General features: G+C 26.8%; 17 protein-coding genes. 15 read left to right on the top strand and 2 right to left on the bottom strand.

The window, feature by feature from the left end:
* The first annotated feature begins 76 nt into the window (after window positions 1–76).
* The 9 genes from ACPKM0_RS03240 (at window position 77) to ACPKM0_RS03280 (ending at window position 9,502) form a co-directional block, all read left to right on the top strand.
* On the top strand, window positions 77–1,333 hold the full coding sequence (locus ACPKM0_RS03240) for a glucose-6-phosphate isomerase (protein ID WP_472473369.1): 1,257 nt from the start codon (window positions 77–79) through the stop codon (window positions 1,331–1,333).
* Window positions 1,334–1,699: 366 nt separating this feature from the next.
* On the top strand, window positions 1,700–2,482 hold the full coding sequence (locus tag ACPKM0_RS03245) for an ABC transporter permease (protein ID WP_472473370.1): 783 nt from the start codon (window positions 1,700–1,702) through the stop codon (window positions 2,480–2,482).
* On the top strand, window positions 2,458–3,249 hold the full coding sequence (locus ACPKM0_RS03250) for an ABC transporter ATP-binding protein (protein ID WP_472473371.1): 792 nt from the start codon (window positions 2,458–2,460) through the stop codon (window positions 3,247–3,249). Before ACPKM0_RS03245 ends, ACPKM0_RS03250 begins: the two co-directional genes overlap by 25 nt.
* Before the next feature lie 29 nt (window positions 3,250–3,278).
* The gene (locus tag ACPKM0_RS03255; protein WP_472473372.1) at window positions 3,279–4,277 is read left to right on the top strand and encodes an ABC transporter substrate-binding protein; all 999 of its coding nucleotides are present in this window, start codon (window positions 3,279–3,281) and stop codon (window positions 4,275–4,277) included.
* A gap of 123 nt (window positions 4,278–4,400) precedes the next feature.
* Window positions 4,401–5,852, top strand: a complete 1,452-nt coding sequence (locus ACPKM0_RS03260; protein ID WP_472473373.1) for an ATP-binding protein — start codon at window positions 4,401–4,403, stop codon at window positions 5,850–5,852.
* Window positions 5,852–6,541, top strand: coding sequence for a response regulator (locus ACPKM0_RS03265; RefSeq protein WP_472473374.1), 690 nt, complete (start codon window positions 5,852–5,854; stop codon window positions 6,539–6,541). Before ACPKM0_RS03260 ends, ACPKM0_RS03265 begins: the two co-directional genes overlap by 1 nt.
* 71 nt (window positions 6,542–6,612) lie before the next feature.
* On the top strand, window positions 6,613–7,431 hold the full coding sequence (locus tag ACPKM0_RS03270) for a sugar phosphate isomerase family (RefSeq protein WP_472473375.1): 819 nt from the start codon (window positions 6,613–6,615) through the stop codon (window positions 7,429–7,431).
* Window positions 7,432–8,583 carry an N-acetylglucosamine-6-phosphate deacetylase gene (gene nagA / locus ACPKM0_RS03275; RefSeq protein ID WP_472473376.1) on the top strand — a complete coding sequence of 384 codons (1,152 nt, stop codon included), beginning with the start codon at window positions 7,432–7,434 and terminating at the stop codon, window positions 8,581–8,583.
* A gap of 10 nt (window positions 8,584–8,593) precedes the next feature.
* Window positions 8,594–9,502, top strand: a complete 909-nt coding sequence (locus tag ACPKM0_RS03280; RefSeq protein ID WP_472473377.1) for a class I mannose-6-phosphate isomerase — start codon at window positions 8,594–8,596, stop codon at window positions 9,500–9,502.
* Window positions 9,503–9,519: 17 nt separating this feature from the next.
* Here ACPKM0_RS03280 and ACPKM0_RS03285 read toward each other — a convergent pair whose 3' ends face one another.
* Complete coding sequence (locus tag ACPKM0_RS03285) at window positions 9,520–12,069, bottom strand: diguanylate cyclase domain-containing protein (protein WP_472473378.1); 2,550 nt, start codon at window positions 12,067–12,069, stop codon at window positions 9,520–9,522.
* Window positions 12,070–12,192: 123 nt separating this feature from the next.
* Window positions 12,193–14,739 (bottom strand): ABC transporter substrate binding protein, encoded by a 2,547-nt coding sequence (locus ACPKM0_RS03290; RefSeq protein ID WP_472473379.1) that lies wholly within the window; start codon window positions 14,737–14,739, stop codon window positions 12,193–12,195.
* Window positions 14,740–15,116: 377 nt separating this feature from the next.
* Between ACPKM0_RS03290 and ACPKM0_RS03295 the strand changes: the two genes are divergently transcribed.
* Genes ACPKM0_RS03295 through ACPKM0_RS03320 form a run of 6 tightly spaced genes read left to right on the top strand, consistent with a single transcriptional unit; the run spans window position 15,117 to window position 20,979 of the window.
* Window positions 15,117–16,049, top strand: coding sequence for a carbohydrate ABC transporter permease (locus ACPKM0_RS03295; RefSeq protein WP_472473380.1), 933 nt, complete (start codon window positions 15,117–15,119; stop codon window positions 16,047–16,049).
* Between the two features lie 10 nt (window positions 16,050–16,059).
* Window positions 16,060–16,893, top strand: coding sequence for a carbohydrate ABC transporter permease (locus ACPKM0_RS03300; protein ID WP_472473381.1), 834 nt, complete (start codon window positions 16,060–16,062; stop codon window positions 16,891–16,893).
* Between the two features lie 12 nt (window positions 16,894–16,905).
* A complete protein-coding gene (locus ACPKM0_RS03305) occupies window positions 16,906–17,787 on the top strand; it encodes a sugar phosphate isomerase/epimerase family protein (protein WP_472473382.1) in 882 nt (293 codons plus the stop codon).
* The gene (locus ACPKM0_RS03310; RefSeq protein WP_472473383.1) at window positions 17,787–18,899 is read left to right on the top strand and encodes a Gfo/Idh/MocA family protein; all 1,113 of its coding nucleotides are present in this window, start codon (window positions 17,787–17,789) and stop codon (window positions 18,897–18,899) included. Before ACPKM0_RS03305 ends, ACPKM0_RS03310 begins: the two co-directional genes overlap by 1 nt.
* A gap of 2 nt (window positions 18,900–18,901) precedes the next feature.
* Window positions 18,902–19,750, top strand: a complete 849-nt coding sequence (locus ACPKM0_RS03315) for a sugar phosphate isomerase/epimerase family protein (RefSeq protein WP_472473384.1) — start codon at window positions 18,902–18,904, stop codon at window positions 19,748–19,750.
* A complete protein-coding gene (locus tag ACPKM0_RS03320; RefSeq protein ID WP_472473385.1) occupies window positions 19,750–20,979 on the top strand; it encodes a glucose-6-phosphate isomerase in 1,230 nt (409 codons plus the stop codon). The genes ACPKM0_RS03315 and ACPKM0_RS03320 overlap by 1 nt, the downstream gene beginning before the upstream one ends.
* Window positions 20,980–20,989 lie beyond the last annotated feature (10 nt).

Raw genomic sequence — 20,989 nt, forward strand, 5'->3', positions numbered from 1 at the left:
TCTCTCTTGTTGTATATATATCTTTATGATTAATAAAAATATTAATTATGAGATAACCCATGTTTAGGAGTATGAAATGGAATCTACTAATTTAAATATTGAAATTAAAAATATTGAAAAATTTAGTTTTCAAAAGAAGTTTAAAGAGCATAAAACTAAAATTGAAAATATTGTAAAAAATATTGATAAAACTAATGAGCTATATAGTGATTCTTTAGGATGGTTGAATCCCTTTAAATATACAAATGAAAAAGCGCTTAATTTAATTGATGAAACAGCTAAAAAAATAAAGAGTTTGGGATCTGTTCTAGTCTTAATTGGTATAGGGGGTTCTAATCAAGGAGCTCGAGCTGTAGTTGAAGCGTTAGATTTACCTACTACTTGTGAGGTTATATGGGCTGGAAATAATTTATCATCACATGAGGTAATAAAGATTTTCAATAGAATTGGAGATAGAGATTTTAGTATTAATGTTATTGCTAAAAACTTTGAAACTATTGAACCTGGTTTAGCCTTTAGAATTTTTAGAGATAAATTAATTGAAAAATATGGAAAAAAGTACAGCGAAAGAGTTTTTTGTACAGGAACTATTAATAGTTATTTCTACAATTTATGTAAAAAAGAAAATTATTCTTTTTTAAATTTTGAAGAAGATTTAGGTGGTAGATTTTCTATTTTTTCTAATGTTGGATTATTACCAATTGCTGTATCTAATATTGATATACATCAACTTTGTTCAGGTTTAAATAATATAGCATCTATTTTAGAAAATAATGATGAATTTATAGATTATGTAGCTTTTAGAACATATTTAAATGATAATAATTATCCATTAGAAATGATGTCTTTTTTTGAGGATAGACTATTTAGATTTGGTAAATGGTGGACTCAATTAATTGGTGAGAGTGAAGGGAAAGATGATAAAGGTATATTCCCTATTATATCAAACTTTAGTGAAGATTTACACTCTATTGGGCAATTTATCCAAGAAGGTACACCATTAATGTTTGAAACTTTTATAAAAATTGAGAATCAAATTGAAGCCGTTTCTTTACAGAAAAATGGTGTTGAAGATCATTTCGATTATATAAATGATAAAACTCTATTAGATGTAAATAAAGTAGCTGAAATAGCAACTATAAAAGCACATGAAGAAAGATTACCTGTGTGTGTTATAAAATTAAAACAGTTAGATGAGAAAACAATAGGGGAATTAATGTATTTTTATATGTATTCAACCTATATTTCTTGTATCTATTTTGGTATAAATCCTTTTAGCCAACCTGGTGTTGAAATGTATAAAAAATGGATGTTTAAATGGCTTGGGAAATAATAATTAATTAATTAATTATTATCTAATTTGATAGTTTAGAAAAAAAAGATAATTGTAGTAATATTTTAAATTATTCCTAATAAATGATTGAAATGTATTATTTATTAGGATTCTTTATATTTAGAAAAAATGCTTTAAAATAAGAAAAGTTTATTTTTTGAAAAGGTATTAAATTAATATAAAAAAGGTATTAAAAAACATACGGAAAATCAAATATTTTGAAAAAAAATAATAAAAATAATTTCTTTTATAGTAAGTAAATATAGAATAGAAAATGGGATAATATAAAAGGTATGATAAAATTTCATACTTTGCAAATTTTATATCAATGGTATTCTTAAATTGTAAGAAATTTAGGAGGTTTCAATGAAAGACAAAAGTAAATCATTGGAAAAGAGACAAAGTAGAATGTGGTTATTACTTTCAGTTTTAATTGGGATAGGTTTTTGGACAATTTTATCAATTATACCAAAAACAAGTAGAGTTTTTCCTAATATTATAGAAGTAACTAAACAGATTCCAATAATGATTGAAAGAGATATATTTTTTAAAGATATTGGTAGTAGTTTAATTAGTATTTTTGCAGGTTATGGATTAGGTTTTGTTTTTTCTCTTCCTATTGCAATTCTAATGGCATGGTATAAACCTGTTAGAAAAATTGTTGAACCTTGGATTCAATTTGTAAGAAATATTCCACCTCTAGCATATGTACCTTTAGTAGTTATTGGTGCTGGTGTTGGAAGAAAGCCTCAAATTATTGTTATTACATTAGCAACCTTTTTAACAATGAGTATCATTATTTATAGCGGTATTATTAATATTGATGACACTTTAATTAAAGCTGCTAAAGTATTAGGTGCTACAGATAAAGATATATTCTTCCATGTATTAGCACCAGCATCTCTACCATTTATATTAACAGCTATAAGACTAGGTGCATCTGTTGCTTTAACAACTTTAGTTGCTGCAGAATCAACTGGAGCCTTTGCTGGATTAGGGATGAGAATTCGATCGCTTAATAATAACTTTGAGACGAAGCCCATGCTCTTGTACATAATTACAATTGGAATAATTGGCTTAATAATTGAAAAACTTATAAAACTATTAGAAAGGAAGTTAACAGGATGGCAGGAGAAAAGAGTACTATAAAAGTAAAAATTGATAACGTTAAAAAATGTTATCAAGGCAGAACTGGAGAAGTTGTTGCATTAAATGGAGTAAATCTCGATATAAAAGATAATGAATTTGTTACTGTTGTAGGTCCATCTGGTTGTGGTAAATCAACTTTACTGAATATTATTGCAGGTCTTCTTGAACCAACTAGTGGTAAAGTTTTATGTAATGACAAAGAAGTTAAAGGTACAAGTTCAGAAAGAGGTGTTGTTTTTCAACAATATGCTTTATTCCCTTGGCTAACAGTATTAAAGAATGTTAAATTTCCACTACAAATGAAAGGCCTTAGTGCTGAAGAAATTGATAGAATTGCTATGAAATATATCAAGATGGTAGATCTTGAAAAATTTAAAGATAGTTATCCAAAAGAATTGAGTGGTGGTATGAAACAGAGAGTTGCAATAGCTAGAGCATATGCAGCAAATCCTGAAGTCTTATTAATGGATGAACCTTTTGGTGCACTTGATGCTCAAACAAGAACTCAATTACAACAAGATCTTTTAGAAACATGGGAAAGAGAACAAAAGACATGTTTTTTTATCACTCATGATGTTGATGAAGCAATTATTCTTGGACAAAGAGTTATTATAATGAGTGCAAGACCTGGTCGTATTAAGGAAATAATCGATATTGATATTCCTTATCCAAGAGATCAAGCTACTAAGCTTACTCCAAAATATGTGGAATTAAAAAACAAGATATGGTCATTAGTATATAAAGAATATCTTGAAATGAAAAAATAAAAAATACAAAAGAAAAGGAGAAAAATAAAATGAAAAAAATATTAATTTTATTATCAATTGTAATGTTATCATGTGCTACTATGTTTGCTAATGGTACTAGTGAGAGTGCAAAAACTGAAGAAAGTGGTTTAACTACTTTAAATATTGCATACATGCCTAACTATGCTTCAGTTAGCCAAGTTATTGCAGGTATGAATGCAGGATACTTTGAAGAACAAGGTATTGAAGTTAATCTTGTAGAATTCTCAGATGGTCCAACCGAAATTGCTGCTATGGATAGTGGTTCAATTGATTTAGCATATATTGGACCTGGTGCTCATAAATTAAGTATTAATGGTAAAGTAAAAATATTTGCAATGTCTCAAGTTGGAGATAGTGATGCTGTTCTTGGTCTAAAAAGTCATGGTGTAAATTCACTTTCAGATTTAAAAGGAAAGAAAGTTGGTTTTGCATCAGGTACTTCAAGTGAAGCAATCTTACGTTTATCACTTGATAAAGTTGGTTTAACTATGGATGATATTCTTCCTTTAGAAATGGATGCAAGTGGTATTGTAAGTGCTATGACAAGTGGAGCTTTAGATGCTTGTGCAGCATGGTCACCTAATACAAATATTATTTTAAACGAAATGGACGGTGATGCTTGGAAAATGAGCAGTAATCATGATTTCTTAGATAAAACAGCTTCAATTGCTTCTTGGATTGTAAAAGATAAATTTGTTGAAGAAAATCGTGATCTTCTTGTTAAATTTAGTAAAGCATTATTAAAAGCTCAAGATTATAGAGCAGCAAATGTAGAACAAACTTGTGAATGGGTAGCTAAACAATTAGGTACAGATTATGATACAGTTTATCAACAAAGATTTGATGCTATATGGCCAACAAGTGCTGAAATTTCAAAAGATTTACATGATGGTACAATAGAAGATTTATATGCAATTCAGAAAAAAGGTTTTGGAGATGCTGTAAATCAAGATGCTAAAGTAAGTGATTATGTATTATTTGATGTTATGTTAGACGCTGAAAAATAAGATATTTATTGACAATTGATTTTAAGGATATGATAATTCATCATATCCTTAAATCAAATAAACCTTAGAGGCAAAATGTTATTATTCTTAATTTTATTTATTATAATATTATCGACAATTTCTATGATAAAGAAAAAAGGTAGACAATCAAAATTATTATTTTGTTCGTCTATATCATTAGGGGTTTTTTGGTTAGGAATATTAATATTTATTGCGAAAAAAGGTGGGATTAATAATTCTGTAGAAATTTTATTATTTGGAAGTAAATCAATAAAGGAAATTATCCAATTTAAATACATCCCAATAACACTTCAAAGTTATATAGTTGCTTTTGGACGCTATTTATTTCCTTTTTTCATTTTAATGTATTCTTTTAATAGAAATAATACAAATACATTTAGAAAGATTAAAAAGAAGCATTATCTTTTTATTATTTTACCACTTTTATCTTTAGTAATTTATTATCCCATTATTTTTGATAGATGTTTTTCAAGTTCACCTTCTGCTATGAATATTATTTTAATTAGTTGTGAAATTTGGATTTTCTCATATGTTATTTTATCCTGGGTACTATTAATTAATGAATATCAACATATATCAAGTGAATATTTTAGGAAAAGGTTTTTATTTAATATACTTCCAATATTCAGTTTAAGTAGTTTGTTTTTATTATATGCACCTCAAGATCCAGCTCAAATATTTTTATTTTATAGAAATGAATTCATGAGTAATAGAGGGGTATGGTATCTCTCAAAAGGATTAAATTCTTCAGTATATATATTTATTGGAATAATATCCTTAATATCTGCATTAATAGGGTTTATAACATTGTTTAGACAAATGCAAATACAGTGGAATGAAGAAAAAGAAGAAGCGGTTTTAAGACAAAAAAATATAACAGCTAGTAATGGCGCAAACATATTTTTTCATGGGATAAAAAATCAACTAATTGCTAATAAAATATTGAATAAAAGACTATTTAATGAATTAGAAAAAGCTAGCATTGATAACCCTAAAATATATTCACTAGCTGATGATATGAGAAATAATAATATTCAGATGCTTGAAAAAATGGAGAAGTTATACCAATCGTTTAAAGATAAAGAAATATATTTCAAGCCAATACAATGTGAAAAAGTAATTGATAATGCTATAAAAAAGTTTAATAAAAAATATCCAAAGGGAAAAGTAATAACTAAAACCATACCTAAGTTATTAATTTTAGGAGATTTTGTTTATCTCTCTGAAGCTTTTTATAATATATTAATTAATGGTTGGGAATCTGAATTAGAAAAATATGAAGATATAATACCTTCATTAGAAATTATTATAAAAGAAGAGAGAGGTCATATTATATTTACCTTTAGAGATTATGGTGTAGGTATTTTAAATAATGATAAAAAGAAAATCTTAGAACCATTTTATTCAAGTAAAAATAGTATGAGTAATTGGGGTATGGGAATTAATTATACTATGAGAATTATTAAAAATCATATGGGGAATATTAGATTTGAAACTATAGATAATTTTACTGATGTAGATATTATTCTTCCTAGATATAAAGGATCAAATTAGTGGAAAAAGTAAGAATTTTAATTGCTGAAGATATAGATATAATTAGAGAAGATTTAGAGCAGACTATTAATTCTCAAGACGATATGATCGTTGTTGCAAGTGTTGCTACTGGTCTTGAAGCTCAAAAAAAAGCAAAAACAGTTATAGCTGATATTGCTATTTTAGATGTTGAAATGGAAAGTAATACAGCAGGTATAATTGCAGCTAATTTTTTCCAAGAAAATTACCCTTCAGTAAAGGTCATATATCTTAGTGTTCATGAAAATTCAAATATAATTCTTACAGCTATGGCTACAGGTGCAATTGATTACATTGTAAAAGGTTGCAGTGATGAAATCCTCTTAGATCATATTAGAAAGGCTTCTAAGGGGGAGACAAATTTAGAATCTAAAGTACAAAAAATAATGATGGAAGAATATAAACGCCTTAGAAAAAGTGAAAAAAGTTTAAATTTTTTTATTGAGAATTTAAGTACTTTAACACCTACAGAAAAGATATTAGTAGGTTATCTATTAAAAGGATATAAAGTAAAAGAAATTGCTAAGCAAAGAAATGTAGAAATAGTAACAGTTAAAACTCAAATTACTATTCTATTAAAAAAGTTTAATTGTCGTAGAACTTCAAAAATAACAGAAATGATAAATGAATTAAACTTATCTCATCTTTTTCTTCCTATAAATAATAAATAAGAAAATAAAAGTTATTATGACTTTTTATAAAATTAAAAACAAAAATGATTATAAAAGGAAAATTAAGTTATATGAAAAACTATTTTAATTTAGAAGCAAATGAGTTATTAATAAATAACAAAGTACCATATGAATGTTTTGAAGATAGTGAAACTGTTTTTGAAAAAATGGCATTAGAAATGGTAGAATGTATAGAAGAAAATAATAAAAATAATCGTCCTACAGTTCTAATAATTCCTGTTGGTCCTGTTGGTCAATATCCTTATTTTGTTGATATTGTGAATAAAAAGCAGTTAAGTCTTAAAAATTGTTATTTTTTAAACATGGATGAATATCTTGATGATAATAAGCAATATATTGATATAAATAATAAGCTTTCTTTTAGAGGGTTTATGGAAAAACAAGTATATAATAAAATTCAAAGTGACTTAACAGTTCCTCCTAATCAAAGGTTTTTCCCAGATCCACAAAATCCTGAAAGTCTTCAAAATGTAATAGATGAAATTGGTCCAGTTGATATTGCTTTTGGTGGTATTGGAATAAACGGACATGTTGCATTTAATGAAGCTGAAGATGGGGTTGCTGTAGAAGAATTTTCACAAAGGGAAACTAGAGTAATAAAGATATCAAGTGAAACTAGAGTTGCTAATGCTATTGGCGATTTAAATGGTGCTATAGATGCAATGCCTAATTATGCAGCAACAATAGGTATGAGACAAATTTTAGGAGCTAAAAAAATAAGATTATGTCTATTTAGAGAATGGCAACGATCTGTATTAAGACAAACTTTGTTTGGGAAAGTAGAATCACATTTTCCATCTACAATTTTACAAAATCATCCAGATGCTAAGATTTATTCAAATAAAGTTGTATCTATAAGGCCTTTTTAAATGATAATTAAAAATGCGAAAATATTTCATGAGTCGAAATGGTTGAATGGTAGTGTTGAATTTAATACTACTATAAATAGTATCTCTAGTTGTGAGATAGAAAGTAATAATGATACTATTATCGATGCTCAAGGAATGTATTTGTTACCGGGTTTTATAGATGTTCACACTCATGGTGCTATAAATATAGATGTAAACCATATTCAAAATACTAAAGAAGTAAATAAATTATCATTATTTTATGCATCACATGGTACAACAAGTTTTCTTTCTTCCATTATGAGTGATTCAATAGAGAATACTGAAAGAGTAATCAATGTTTTAAATAGGTCTATTGATGAAAGTTGTGAAGGTGCAAAACTTTTAGGTATCCATTTAGAAGGTCCTTTTATTTCAAAAGAATATAAAGGAGCTATGGATGAAAGATACTTAAAAGATGCAGACAGTAGTTTATTAAATCATTATATAGAATTATCTAATAATAATATTAAGTATATAACTGTTGCACCAGAAGTAAAAAATGTTAATGACTTAGTAAAGAAATATAGTGATAAAATAGTATTTTCCATTGGTCATAGTGGAGCTTCATATCAATTATGTATTTCAGCTATTGACAATGGAGCAAATTCAATAACGCATATGTACAATGCTATGAAATTGTTTCACCAACACTATCCCTCTGTTGTAGGAGCAGCTCTTGAAAGTGATGTATATTGTGAAGCAATTTGCGATGGTTTTCATCTAGTTCCAGCAACTGTTAGGCTATTATTAAAAGTTAAGGGATTAGATCGAATTGTAGCTGTTAGTGATAGTATGATGGCTGCTGGTTTAAATGAAGGGCCATACAAATTAGGTCCTAATACTGTAGTTGTAGAAAATGGTGATGCAAAATTACTTGATGGGGTAAGAGCTGGTAGCACTTTAACTCAAGATATAGCCTTAAAAAACCTTATTAAATTTACTAATAAACCATTAGAAAAATTACTACCTTTATTTACTAGAAACCCAGCACAAATGTTAAATATTTATGATAAAAAAGGCAGTATTTCAATTAATAAAGATGCAGATTTTGTACTAATAAATAAAGATTATGAAATCGAAAAAACTATTGTAAATGGAAAAATTGTTTTTGATAAAAATGATATAAATTAAGGGAAAAAATATGTTTTTAGAATTAGAAGAAATGAGAGTATATAAGCCTTTTGTAGGTGGAAAATTATTAGATGAATTAAGAGGTGATTTAAATTCTAAGGAATCTCATTATCCTGAAAGATGGATTTGTTCAACCACTGAATCAAGTGATAATAGTGGCCTTTCTGTTACAAAAGATGGAACTTTATTAAAGTCTTATTTACCTAATTCTTTAGATATTCTTGTCAAGCTAATAGATAGTTGTACCCGTTTAATGATACAAGTTCATCCTGATAAAAAGCGTGCTGAAAAATATTTTAATTATTCTAGTGGTAAAACTGAATGTTGGTATGTTTTAAATACTCGTGTAATAGATGGGGTTGAACCATACGTATTTGTTGGATTTAAAGAAGGAATAACAAAAGAAATATGGCAAGATATTTTTGAAAAACAAGATATAGAAGCTATGGAAAATGCATTGCATAAAATCAATGTAAAAAAGGGGGATACCTTTTTTATTCCATCTGGAGTCCCTCATGCAATGGGAAGCGGGGTATTTTTTGCAGAAGTTCAAGAACCTTCAGATATTACTCTAAGGACTGAATATATTTCTCCTGATAATAGAAAGATGAGTGATTTTGATTTGCATCATGGTACTAGTTTTGAGAATATGTTTAATTGTTTTGATTATGATGGTAAATCATTAACAGATACACTATTAAAATATAAGGTTAAAACTCATAATAATATTATAATCGATACTTCTAAATTTTCACTAGAAGATATAGAGTTTGATGGATCTTTTTCTTTTGATCCTAAATCATATGCTATTGCCATAATTATTGAAGGTGATAATAAGGGATGTGAATACTATTTCGATGAAAAGCATACTTTTTATGGCAGTTCTAGGATTTTAATATTTCAAGGTTCGAATAGGTAGTATTTATTAACTAAGGATTATTTATTTGAATTGTTCTTTTGTTTTATTTTATGTTCATACATTTTTTTATCAGCGTAGTTAATCAATGATGAAACATTATTTAATAATTCACTGTCATATGATGCAAAGCCATAACTAAAACTTAAAACAAAAGAATATTTTTTTGATGAGTTAATTATTCTAAGTTTTGCATTTATACTATCTAAGATATTTTGTGCTAAAATATTATTGGTTTCTGGGAAAATAAATAAAAACTCATCACCTCCAAGGCGGCAAACAAAATCTTTATTTCTAATATTTTTAGTATAAACTTCACTTATAGTTTTTATTAATAAGTCACCGAATTCATGGCCATAATTATCATTAATATATTTTAGTTTATTGATATCTGCAAAGCATATTGTTAATTCTGTATTTGTTTTTTTGCAATATTCTATTTTTTCTTCTAATATCTCAAAACATGCTCTTCTATTATAAATACCTGTTAATTTATCAGTTCTTGCATGTGATTTTTCTTGTTTTATAACTTTTTTTGAAAGAGATATGCTTAACCACATCAAAACAATTATTATAATTAATAATATAAGAATGAATAATGCTATGAATAATATGTTATTCTCAAAAAAAGAAACTAAAGAAAATGGTTTATTTATAATAGTTGAATCTTTTGGAATTATGTTTTTTGGAATATTAAAAGTCTCAAGTTGTTCATAATCAAATTTATATTCATCTAATTTCGCTTCTTCAATTGGTATTAAAGAAATTGGAGTTCCTGATAAATAGGATGATACTTTTTCACCAAGCATGGTTCCTTGAGTGTATCCGCTTTTTAAACTTCCTCCTACAATTCCATTGCCTAAATAAAAATCCCAAAGTCCATATATTGGGACTTCTGTATGTTCAGAAATTAGTTCTAAGCTTTCATCATAACTAAAATCATTAAATGAACGATCTTTTGTGAAACTAAGTAAAAGAATAATTTCATTATCGGTCAAATTTTCACATCTTAAGAGTAATTCATTCATATTTATATCTTCTATAAATTCAAATTCAAAATCATTTTCAAAATCAGGAATTACTTCTTCTAAATTTATTTTATTTGCTCTTCCTGTTATAGTTTTATCATTAATTACAATAATTTTGTTTCTATCAGGATGGAATTCTTTCATAATTTCAATTGTAGACTTATAATCGTTTATTTCAATAATACCAGTAATTCTATTAGTATCAATAAGTGTATAATCTATTTTATTATTTACACCACAGAAAAAGATTGGAGTATCATCAGAAATTAAATTAGAATATGTTGTAATAAAATTAAAAGCGGCATCATCTGTTGTAATTACTAAATCAAATGAATTTAAATAATATTTTTCAGCTAAAAAATTGTATAGGTGAATTTGATATTTATCTTCTGGATGTTGCTTTTCATCCATATAATCAATAGAATATTTAATGTTGCTTGAATTTTTATCTAAGGTGTCAATTAGTCCTTTCTCTATATCTTTTGTCCACTGAAGATTTCTATCATAAGAGTGTAATATTAGTATATGAGAAGAACCTTCTTTTTTAATGTTAATTAATTTACTATCTGTAGGAAGATTTTCGGTTGGGATATCAAATTTATTGAGAATGTTATAATCAAATTCATATGAAGTTATATCTTCAGTAATAACATTGATTTCATTAGGTGATTTTCCATTTAATATTTCTAAAGCTTGCTTTGCAGCTGATGTTCCTTGTTTATATCCACTTACGAGTTTTCCGCCAATTATTCCATGACCAAGAAGAAAATCCCAAATTCCATATATTGGTCTGTTACATACATCATATAGCATGGAAATTGATTCATCATATGAATAATAGTTGTTCATTCTATCTACAAAATAGATTAAAAATAATACAATACTATCATCTTCTAAGTTGTTGCTTTTGTTTAAAATGCTTTGATAATTAGAACCATCAATTTTTTCAAAGTTAATTCTATCACTATATGCTTCCATAATTGGGGCAAATTCATTCATTATGCTTTTCCCTGTCAAGGAATCGTCGTTAATATAATAAATGGTTTCTATATTTGAATTTTGATTTAAGGCTAATTGAATAGTTTTAGAAATATCATATGTTTCTACAACACCAGTAAATCTAGGTAAATTCTCAATATCATTAGGATTAAAAGAGTTTACACCACAAAATACAATAGGGGTTGTACCAAAAAGATTTTCCCCATGCTCTCTTAAAAAATTATAAGCTGCATCATCACTTGATATTATTACATCATAATTCGAGTTTTCATATTTATTGGAATAGACATTATAGAGATTAGTTAAATATTGAGAATTAGTTATTCTCTGAGTATCCATATATTCAATATCTATATTATAAGGATGTCCTGTAGCTTCAAATATAGTAGAAATTCCAGTATAGATTTCATCACTCCATTTGTACCCAACATGATAGGAATTTAATAATAATACGTTATAAGGCTTTTCATTGGATGCATAAATAATTGTACTTGGTAATAATAGTAATATAAAAAATAATATGTACTTCTTAATTTTATTCAAAATGTGGGTTCCCTTATATTTGTATATTAGCAATATTATTACCCTAAGAAACTATTTGTCAAATAAATTTTAATATAATACCTTTTTCTAAGGATTTTTAAGTAATTAAATAATAATGAAAATTTATATTTTCTTACTTTTTTTCTTTTGATTTATTTTATGTTCATACATTTTTTTATCAGCAATACTAATTAGAGTTGAAGCATTATTACATATATATTTATCATAAGAGGAGAAACCATAACTAAAACTTAATGTAAATGGATATTTTTTAGAATTGTTAATAACTTCGAGCTGTTTATAAATTAGATTTAGAATTTCTTGAGCTTGATCAATATCAGATTCAGGGAAAATAAATAAGAACTCATCACCACCTAGACGGCAAATTGAATCTTTATTCCTTATGTTTCTAGCAAAAACATCACTAATGCTTTTAATTAATATATCACCGACTTCATGGCCATAATTATCATTAACAAATTTTAATTTATTAATATCTGCAAAACAAATTGTTAAATCTGTATTTGATTCTTTACAATAATTTATTCTTTCTTCTAATACTTCAAAACAAGCTCTTCGATTTAATATGCCTGTTAATTTATCAGTTCTTGCTTGAGATTTTTCTTGTTTTATTACTTTTTTTGAGAGATTAATATTTAATGACATTAATAATATAATTAATAAAAGAAGTATTACACCTGATATATAAATGATATTTCTTTCTATAAAATCAACTATTGAGAAAGGTTTATTAATTATTTTTGCTTCTTGTGGAATAGATTTTATTGGTATATCAAATTTAGAAAGTTGTTCATAATCAAATTGATATTCATCTAGTCCAGCTATTTGAATAGGCATTTCACTAATAGGAGTCCCTGAGATATAAGAAGTAATCATTTCAGCTAAGAGAGCTCCTTGATTGTACCCACTTTTTAGACTTCCTCCAACAATTCCATTTCCTAAGTAAAAATCCCAGAGTCCATAAATTGGAACTTCAGTGTGGCTTGAAATAAGGTTTAAGCTTTCATTGTATGTGAAATTATTAAAGGATCGATCTTGTGTAAAACTAAGTAATAAAACGCTATCTCTATCAGTTAAACTTTCACATTCTAATAACAATTCGTTCATATTATAATCTTCTAAAAAAACAAAATCTAAATCATCTTCAAATTGTGGAATAATTTCTTCAATATTTTTTTTATTTGCTTTACCTGTGATAGTATTATCATTTATTACTATTATTCGATCTCTATTAGGATGGAAATCTTTCATAATTTCTATAGTTGATTGATAGTCGTTGCTTTCAATAACACCAGTAATTTTATTAGTATCAATAGAGGTTGAATCTACTTTATTATTTACTCCACAGAAGAAAATTGGAGTATCATCAGATACTAAATTAGAATAATTGGTTATAAAATTAAATGCTGCATCATCACTTGTAATTACTAAATCAAATGAATTTAAATAATATTTTTTTGATAAAAAATCATAAAGATACATTTGGTATTTTTCTTCTGGATGTTGTTTTGCATCCATATAATCAATAGAAAAAGTTACATTATCACTTGCCCCTTGTATGTTTTCTCTAATACCTCTTTCTATATCTTCTGTCCATTGAAGATTACGATTATAGGAATGTAAAATAAGAACATGGTATGAATCATCACTTTTAATATTTATTAATTTGCTTTCTTTAGGTAAATTTTCAGCAGAAATATTATACTTATCAAGAATTTCATAATCAAATGCATAAGAAGTTGTATCTTCAGTAATAACATCAATATCTTTAGGTGCTTTGCCATTTAATATTTCTATTGCTTGGTTTGCAGCAAGTTCCCCTTGATTGAATCCGCTAACGAGTTTACCACCAATAATACCGTGTCCAAGGTGAAAGTCCCATACACCATAGATTGGTCGATTACATTCATTATATAATAAAGATATAGCTTCATCGTATTCAAATCTATTGTTATCTCTATCAAGGAAGTAGATTAAAAATAATACAATACTATCATCTTCTAAATTATTGCTTTGGTTTAAAATGTTTTGATAATTAGAACCATCAATCCTTATGAAATTTACTTGATCAGAATATTCATCAATAACTGGTAAAAATTCTTTCATTATGCTTTTACCAGTTAGTGAGTCATCGTTTATATAATATATAGTTTTAGTATTAGGGTTTTGTTCTAATGCTAATTTAATTGTTCCTGAAATATCATAAGTTTCTACAACTCCAGTAAAATTAGGGAGGTTTTCAATTTCCTTTTCATTAAATGAATTGACACCACAAAATACAATAGGGGTTGTACCAAAAAGATTTTCCCCGTGTTCTCTTAAAAAGTTATAAGCTGCATCATCACTTGTTATTATTACATCGTAATTAGAATTAATAAATTTACAATAGTATATATCATATAAATTATCTAAATAATTTTCACTTATAGTTTTTTGAGTATCCATATATTCAATATCAATATTATAAGGATGGTCATTCCCTTCAAGAACAGTACAAATACCTGTATATATTTCATCACTCCAAGTATAACCTAAATGATATGAGTTAAATAACAATATATTATATGGAGAACTATCTGAGGCAAATATAAATGTATTTGGTAATATTAATAATATTAAAAAAATAATATATGTCTTGATTTTGTTCAAAATTTTGTTTCCCTTTTATTTAAACATTGATTCATAATATCATCAAATAAAAATAATCGTCAAACTATTTACTATAGTTTTAACTAATTAATAATTTAATTATTATTATATTTAGTCATCTTTAATAAATAAAATAACAGATTTGTTGTTTATGTAAAATATTGTTCAAATATAATACTTATTGTTTGGTTTAAAAACTTATTTGCTTTTTTAATCGATTAAGACTTATCAATAGAATCTGTTAAATGAAAAATGAAAAAAAACATTGACTAATGAGGTAATGTGTTTTATTGTATAATTAATTAATTAATCAATTTAATTAATTAAAAAATTATTATTTAATTATTTATAAGAATAACAAAATTTGAGGGTGAAAAATGAGGAAGAAGAAATCTAATGATAAGAGGAATCAATTACCATTGAGTACAAATCTTTGGTGTTGGGCTTTTGTGAGTATAACTCTTATTTTTTATATATTTTTTCAAGGTTGGCCAATAATATGTAGTATATACTATTCATTATTAGATTGGTCCGGTTTGACAGTAAGCGGAACGTATATAGGACTTAGTAATTATAAAGAACTTTTTCAAGATCAATTATATTGGAATGCTTTTTTTAATAGTTTTAAATATACAATTGAATATGTTCCATTAATATTAATTTGTTCTCTCTTTTTAGCTTTAGTCTTAAATAATAGAAGACTTGGTGGTAAAACTTTTTACAGAACAATATATTTCATGCCTGTTGTAACTACTGCAGCTGTAATAGGTATTATCATGATTTTTATTTTTGGAACACAAGGCCCTGTAAATGAAGTGTTGAAAATTTTTCATATAACTGAGAAGTCAATCGGTTTTTTAACAAATGGTAAGTATGCTCTTACAACAGTTGTACTAATTTCTGTTTGGAAAGATTGTGGTATTTATATGATTTATTGGATAGCTGGATTACAAAGCATTCCTGTTGAAATGTATGAAGCTGCTGAACTTGATGGAGCAAATAGTTTTCAAAAGTTTTATAAGATTATATTACCATTAATTGCTCCTACTGCAGGTATTATAACTATTCTTTGTTGCATAAATTCTCTAAAAGTTTTTGATATTGTTAAAACAATGACTGAAGGTGGACCTTTCTATAAAACTGATGTTATGGGTACTTTTGTATATCGAAGTGCATTCTCTTCTGAAATTGGATTACCAAGAGTTGGCTATGCAAGTGCTTCAGCAATTCTCTTTGGTATAACTGTAATTATTATTGTTGCAAGTACTTCAGCTTTAAAAAATAAACTTAGCAACTCAAGTTCAATTTAGGAGAGAAATGATGAAAAATAGATTTAAACATGGTAATCCAATAACACATATACTTTTATTAGTAATAGGCTTTTTATGGTGTTATCCTTTTTTGTGGATGATAGCGGCTTCTTTTAAAACAAATAAAGAATTCTTTAGTAGTAAATTAAGCATTATTCCTGAAAATTTTTCTTTTGAAAATTTTACTAGAGTTTGGAGAGAAGCTCATTTTAATGAATACTTTTTAAATACTGTTATAATTACAGTTTGCACTGTTGTAATTGTATTAGTCATGTCTCAAATGGCAGGTTATGTTATTGGACGTTATAAATTTGTTGGAAGAAAAGCTCTTGTTGCTATTTTTATTAGTAGTATATCGATTCCACTTGTAAGCACTATTATTCCTATATATCAAATTATTAAAAATTTAGGATTAGTTGGTACTAGAGCTGGAGTAATTATTTCAGGAGCAGGTGGAGCACACGTAATATTCTTACTTTTATTTTCTTCTTTTTATCAACAAATACCAAAAGAATTAACAGATGCAAGTTGTATAGATGGATGTAATTTCCCACAAACTTATTTTTATGTAATGAGACCTTTAGCAAATCCAATAGCGATTACTACTATAATTATGGAATCTATGTGGACATGGAACTCCTTTTTATTACCTTTGACATTAACTTTAAATAACCCATCAAGTAGAACATTAGCAGTAGGACTTTATGCTTTTAAAGGTGAAAACACTATTGATTGGACTGGTATTGCAACTGGAGCAACCATTTCTGTTGTACCTATTCTATTAGTATTTATTTTATTACAACGATATTTTGTAGATGGTGTTGCAGGTGCTGTAAAAAATTAAAAGGGAAAAATTATGAAAATAGGATTTATGACTAATGTATTAGTTAAGAATGGATTAACTGATATTAAGGATATTGCATATTTTGCAAAGCAAAATGGTTTTGAGGACTTAGAAGTTGGTCCTACTATCGCCTTAGATCAAGAACGGTTTGAAAATGTAATTAACTATGGCGTTAATATCAATTCATTAACATATTGTAGAAATTATTTAAGTAGTAATGTTGATGAAGCAAATCTTCACATAAAAGGTCTAATGGATCGAATTGAGTTTGCAAGTAAATTAGGCATTTCTCAAATTACAACATCTACTGGAATAAATAAGCAAATAAGTGAGGGAGTTTATGACAGTGTAGATTCAATAAGGCTACGACCTGAAAAAAGTCTAGATGAATTTTATGAATTATTTGCTCCAATTGTAGAAAAAGCTGAAAAAAAGAATGTAAAAATTGCTTTTGAAAATTGTCCTTTAATGGGGAATATAGCTATTTCTCCTTATATGTGGAGAAAAATCTTTGAAAGACTAAATAGTAATATGGTTGGTTTAACTTATGATCCCTCTCATCTTATTTGGGAACATATAGATCCAATAAAACCTTTATACGAGTTTAAAGATAAAATATTTCAAATACATGCTAAAGATACAATTGTAAATCATGAGGTATTAAGTGATTTAGGTTTTTTAACTGATTTTTCGTGGTGGAGATATTGTATCCCTGGAGACGGAGATTTGGATTGGACAACGTTCTTTAAAGCTGTTCATGATATTGAATTTGATAGAACTATAAGCATTGAACATGAAGATATGAGGTATGAAGGTTCAATAGAAAAAGTTGAGGATGGTTTAATAAAAAGCCGAGAATATTTATTAAAAATAATTAACAAGGAGTTTATATAATGAAAATTAAAGTTGGGATTATAGGCATGGGGGAGCACATTGGTATAGCAAAGCAACATATAGAATCCTATTTAGCTTTAAATAATAATGTAACTATTGTTGCTTTATACGATAAAGAAAAGAATCAATGCATTAAATATAAAGAGAAATACAATCTAGATGATGCAACAATTTATAATTCTTTAGATGATTTATTAGATAATGTTGATGCTATTAGCATTTGTACTCCAAATAATACACATGTTCCTATTGCATTAAAAGCTTCAGAAAAAAAGGTACATGTTTTATGCGAAAAACCTTTCTCTACTAATAGAGAAAATACTTTTGAATTAATTGAAAGTATTGAGAAATCTAATATTGTAAATATGATAGGTCTTTGCTATAGAGAACAACCATTTTATAGATATCTAAAAGACTTAATTGAAAAAGATACTTTTGGAAATATTCAATATATCAAGATGTCTTTAGGTGGTGGAAGGTTCGCAAATACAGATGTTAAAAGAGAATGGAGATTAAATACAGAAACTTCAGGTTCTGGTGCACTATCTGATTTCGGTTCTCATATGTTTGATATTATTGATTATATATTTAGTTCAAAAATTGGTAAATTTAAAACAATCTTTGCACAATCTAGTTGCTATATATCTGAGAGAAAAAGTGAAACTTCTGCTAATTTTGAAAAAGTTTCTAATGATGATGTTTGTATTTTCTCATGTAAAACAGAGAAAAATGTATTGGCTAATTTAACTGCAAGTCGAATCGGAGCTACACATTCTTTAGAACTTTATGGTGATAAAGGTTATGCATTAATCGATGGGGATAAAATGGATACTATCGATGTAATTTTAAAGGATGTTAATCAAGGCTATGGTGGATTAAAGAAGAAAACACTAAATATCCCAAATGAATATTTATTAATAAATAATAATAAAGCAAGCAATGCTCATTCAATAGGCTTTTATCATGAGGTCAAAGAGTTTGTAGAAAATATATTAAATAATAGCCCAAAATCTTCTAGAGATTTCAAAAGAGGGAGTTATATTCAATATTTACTCGATGAGTCTTATAAATCTAGTAAAAATAATATTTTAGTTGAACTTAATGAGGAGTAATGATGAAAATAGGATGTCATGCAGTTCTTTATAAAGAAGATATTGCGAATAAAACAGATAAAACTTTAAAAGACTTAAACTATACAGGAGCCGAAGGTATCGAATTTGGTTCAAGATTTTTTAATCCTGAAAATGCTAATACTATGTTACCAAAATTAGAAGAAAATAGTTTAGAAGTGTTTGGATTACATAAGGGATGTTCATTAGTTGATTTTGTAGATGATATAGAAAAATGCAAATCAGAGCTTAGTGAAGTTGCAAAAATACTAAAACAAACAAGCCTAACTAGTAGAATTATAATGACAGGACAACTTCCTGATATGGATTTAAGAGATCAAGAAGATTTTGGTGAACCAAGACTAATAAATTGTAGTTTTGTTGAAAAAGTAGCAAAAAATATTGAAGTAGTTGTTAAATACATATACGAAGAGTACGGTATTCAAGTTTTATATCATAACCATTTTTGGGAATTTAAAAATGATAATCTAATATATAATTCTTTAATTAATAATGCTCCTAGTCTTAATTTTGCTTTAGATATAGGTTGGGCTATTAGTGAAAATTATGATTACTTATCTACTATAAAAAAATATCCTAATCGTTTTTATTATCTTCATATCAGAGATACAAATTTCATTAAAATGAATAATGCTACATGCTTTGATGAAAAGCAAAATACTTATACTGAAATTGGAGAAGGTGAAGTTAATTTTAAGCCTTTATTAACTTGTATGAATAACATCGATAACTCAATTTTAGTAGTTGAATATGAAGTTGGTCCTGTTGAAAGAGATAGATATAAAAATGCTATTGATTATCTAAATAAAGTGAAAAAGGAAATAACTAAATAATGAAAGTTACAATAAACAGTGAATCTAATATTTCTGTAGATAATCAAAGAAATAAGATTATTGATATTATCAATTCAGTTGATTCTTTAAATAGTAAATATAAAGAAAGTCTAGGATGGTGGGATTTAGATCAAGAAGCTAATACTCAAAAATTGGATGAAATTAATGACTTAGCAGCTAAAATTAGAAAAATAGCATCTGTTTTAGTGGTAATTGGAATAGGTGGCTCAAATCAAGGAGCTAGAGCTGTAATTGAAGCTTTAGAAAAAAGAGATGATTTTGAAGTAATTTGGGCAGGAAATAATTTAAGTTCTTATGAAGCTAAAAATGTTATTGATTCAATAGGGGACAGAGATTTTTGTATAAATGTTATCGCAAAGAATTTTAAAACAGTTGAACCTGGTGTTGGTTTTAGAATTTTTAGAGATTTGTTAATTAAAAAATATGGTGAAACCTATAATGAAAGGGTAATTACAACAGGAACAATTAATAGTTATTTTGAAGTATTATCTAAAAAAGAAGGTTATACCTTTATAGATTTTCCAAACGAGCTTGGAGGAAGATATTCACTATTTTCTAATGTTGGTTTATTACCTATAGCTTTTGCTAATTATGATATTAAAGCTCTTGTAGAAGGTGCTAAAAATATTGCAAGCGATATTAAATATAATGAGGATGTAATTAATTATATAGCATTTAGAACTGCTAATTATTCTTCAAATCTAAATATTGAAATGTTGTCATACTTTGAACCAAGATTATTTAGATTTGCAAAATGGTGGATGCAATTAGATGCAGAGAGTGAAGGTAAAGATAATAAAGGAATATTCCCAGTTACAGCTAATTTTAGTGAAGACTTACATTCTATTGGGCAATTTATACAAAGTGGAAACCCTATATTATTTGAAACATTTATTAAGATAAATAAACAATCTTTCGATATACCATTATTAAAAAATAATGTCGAAGATGAGTTTGATTACTTAAATAATAAAACTTTAACTGAAGTAAATAAGATTTCTGAAATGGCTACTATAAAAGCACATAGTTCTAGATTACCTGTTTGTGTAATTGAAGTAGAAAAATTAGAAGAATTTGAATTAGGACAATTGATGTACATGTACTTCTATGTAACTTACATCTCTTGTGTATATATGGATGTAAATCCATTCGATCAACCAGGTGTTGAAACTTATAAAGCCTGGATGTTTGAAGGATTAAAAAAATAAAATCATTTGG

The sequence above is a fragment of the Pleomorphochaeta sp. genome (assembly GCF_050031695.1).
GTDB lineage: Bacteria > Spirochaetota > Spirochaetia > Sphaerochaetales > Sphaerochaetaceae > Pleomorphochaeta.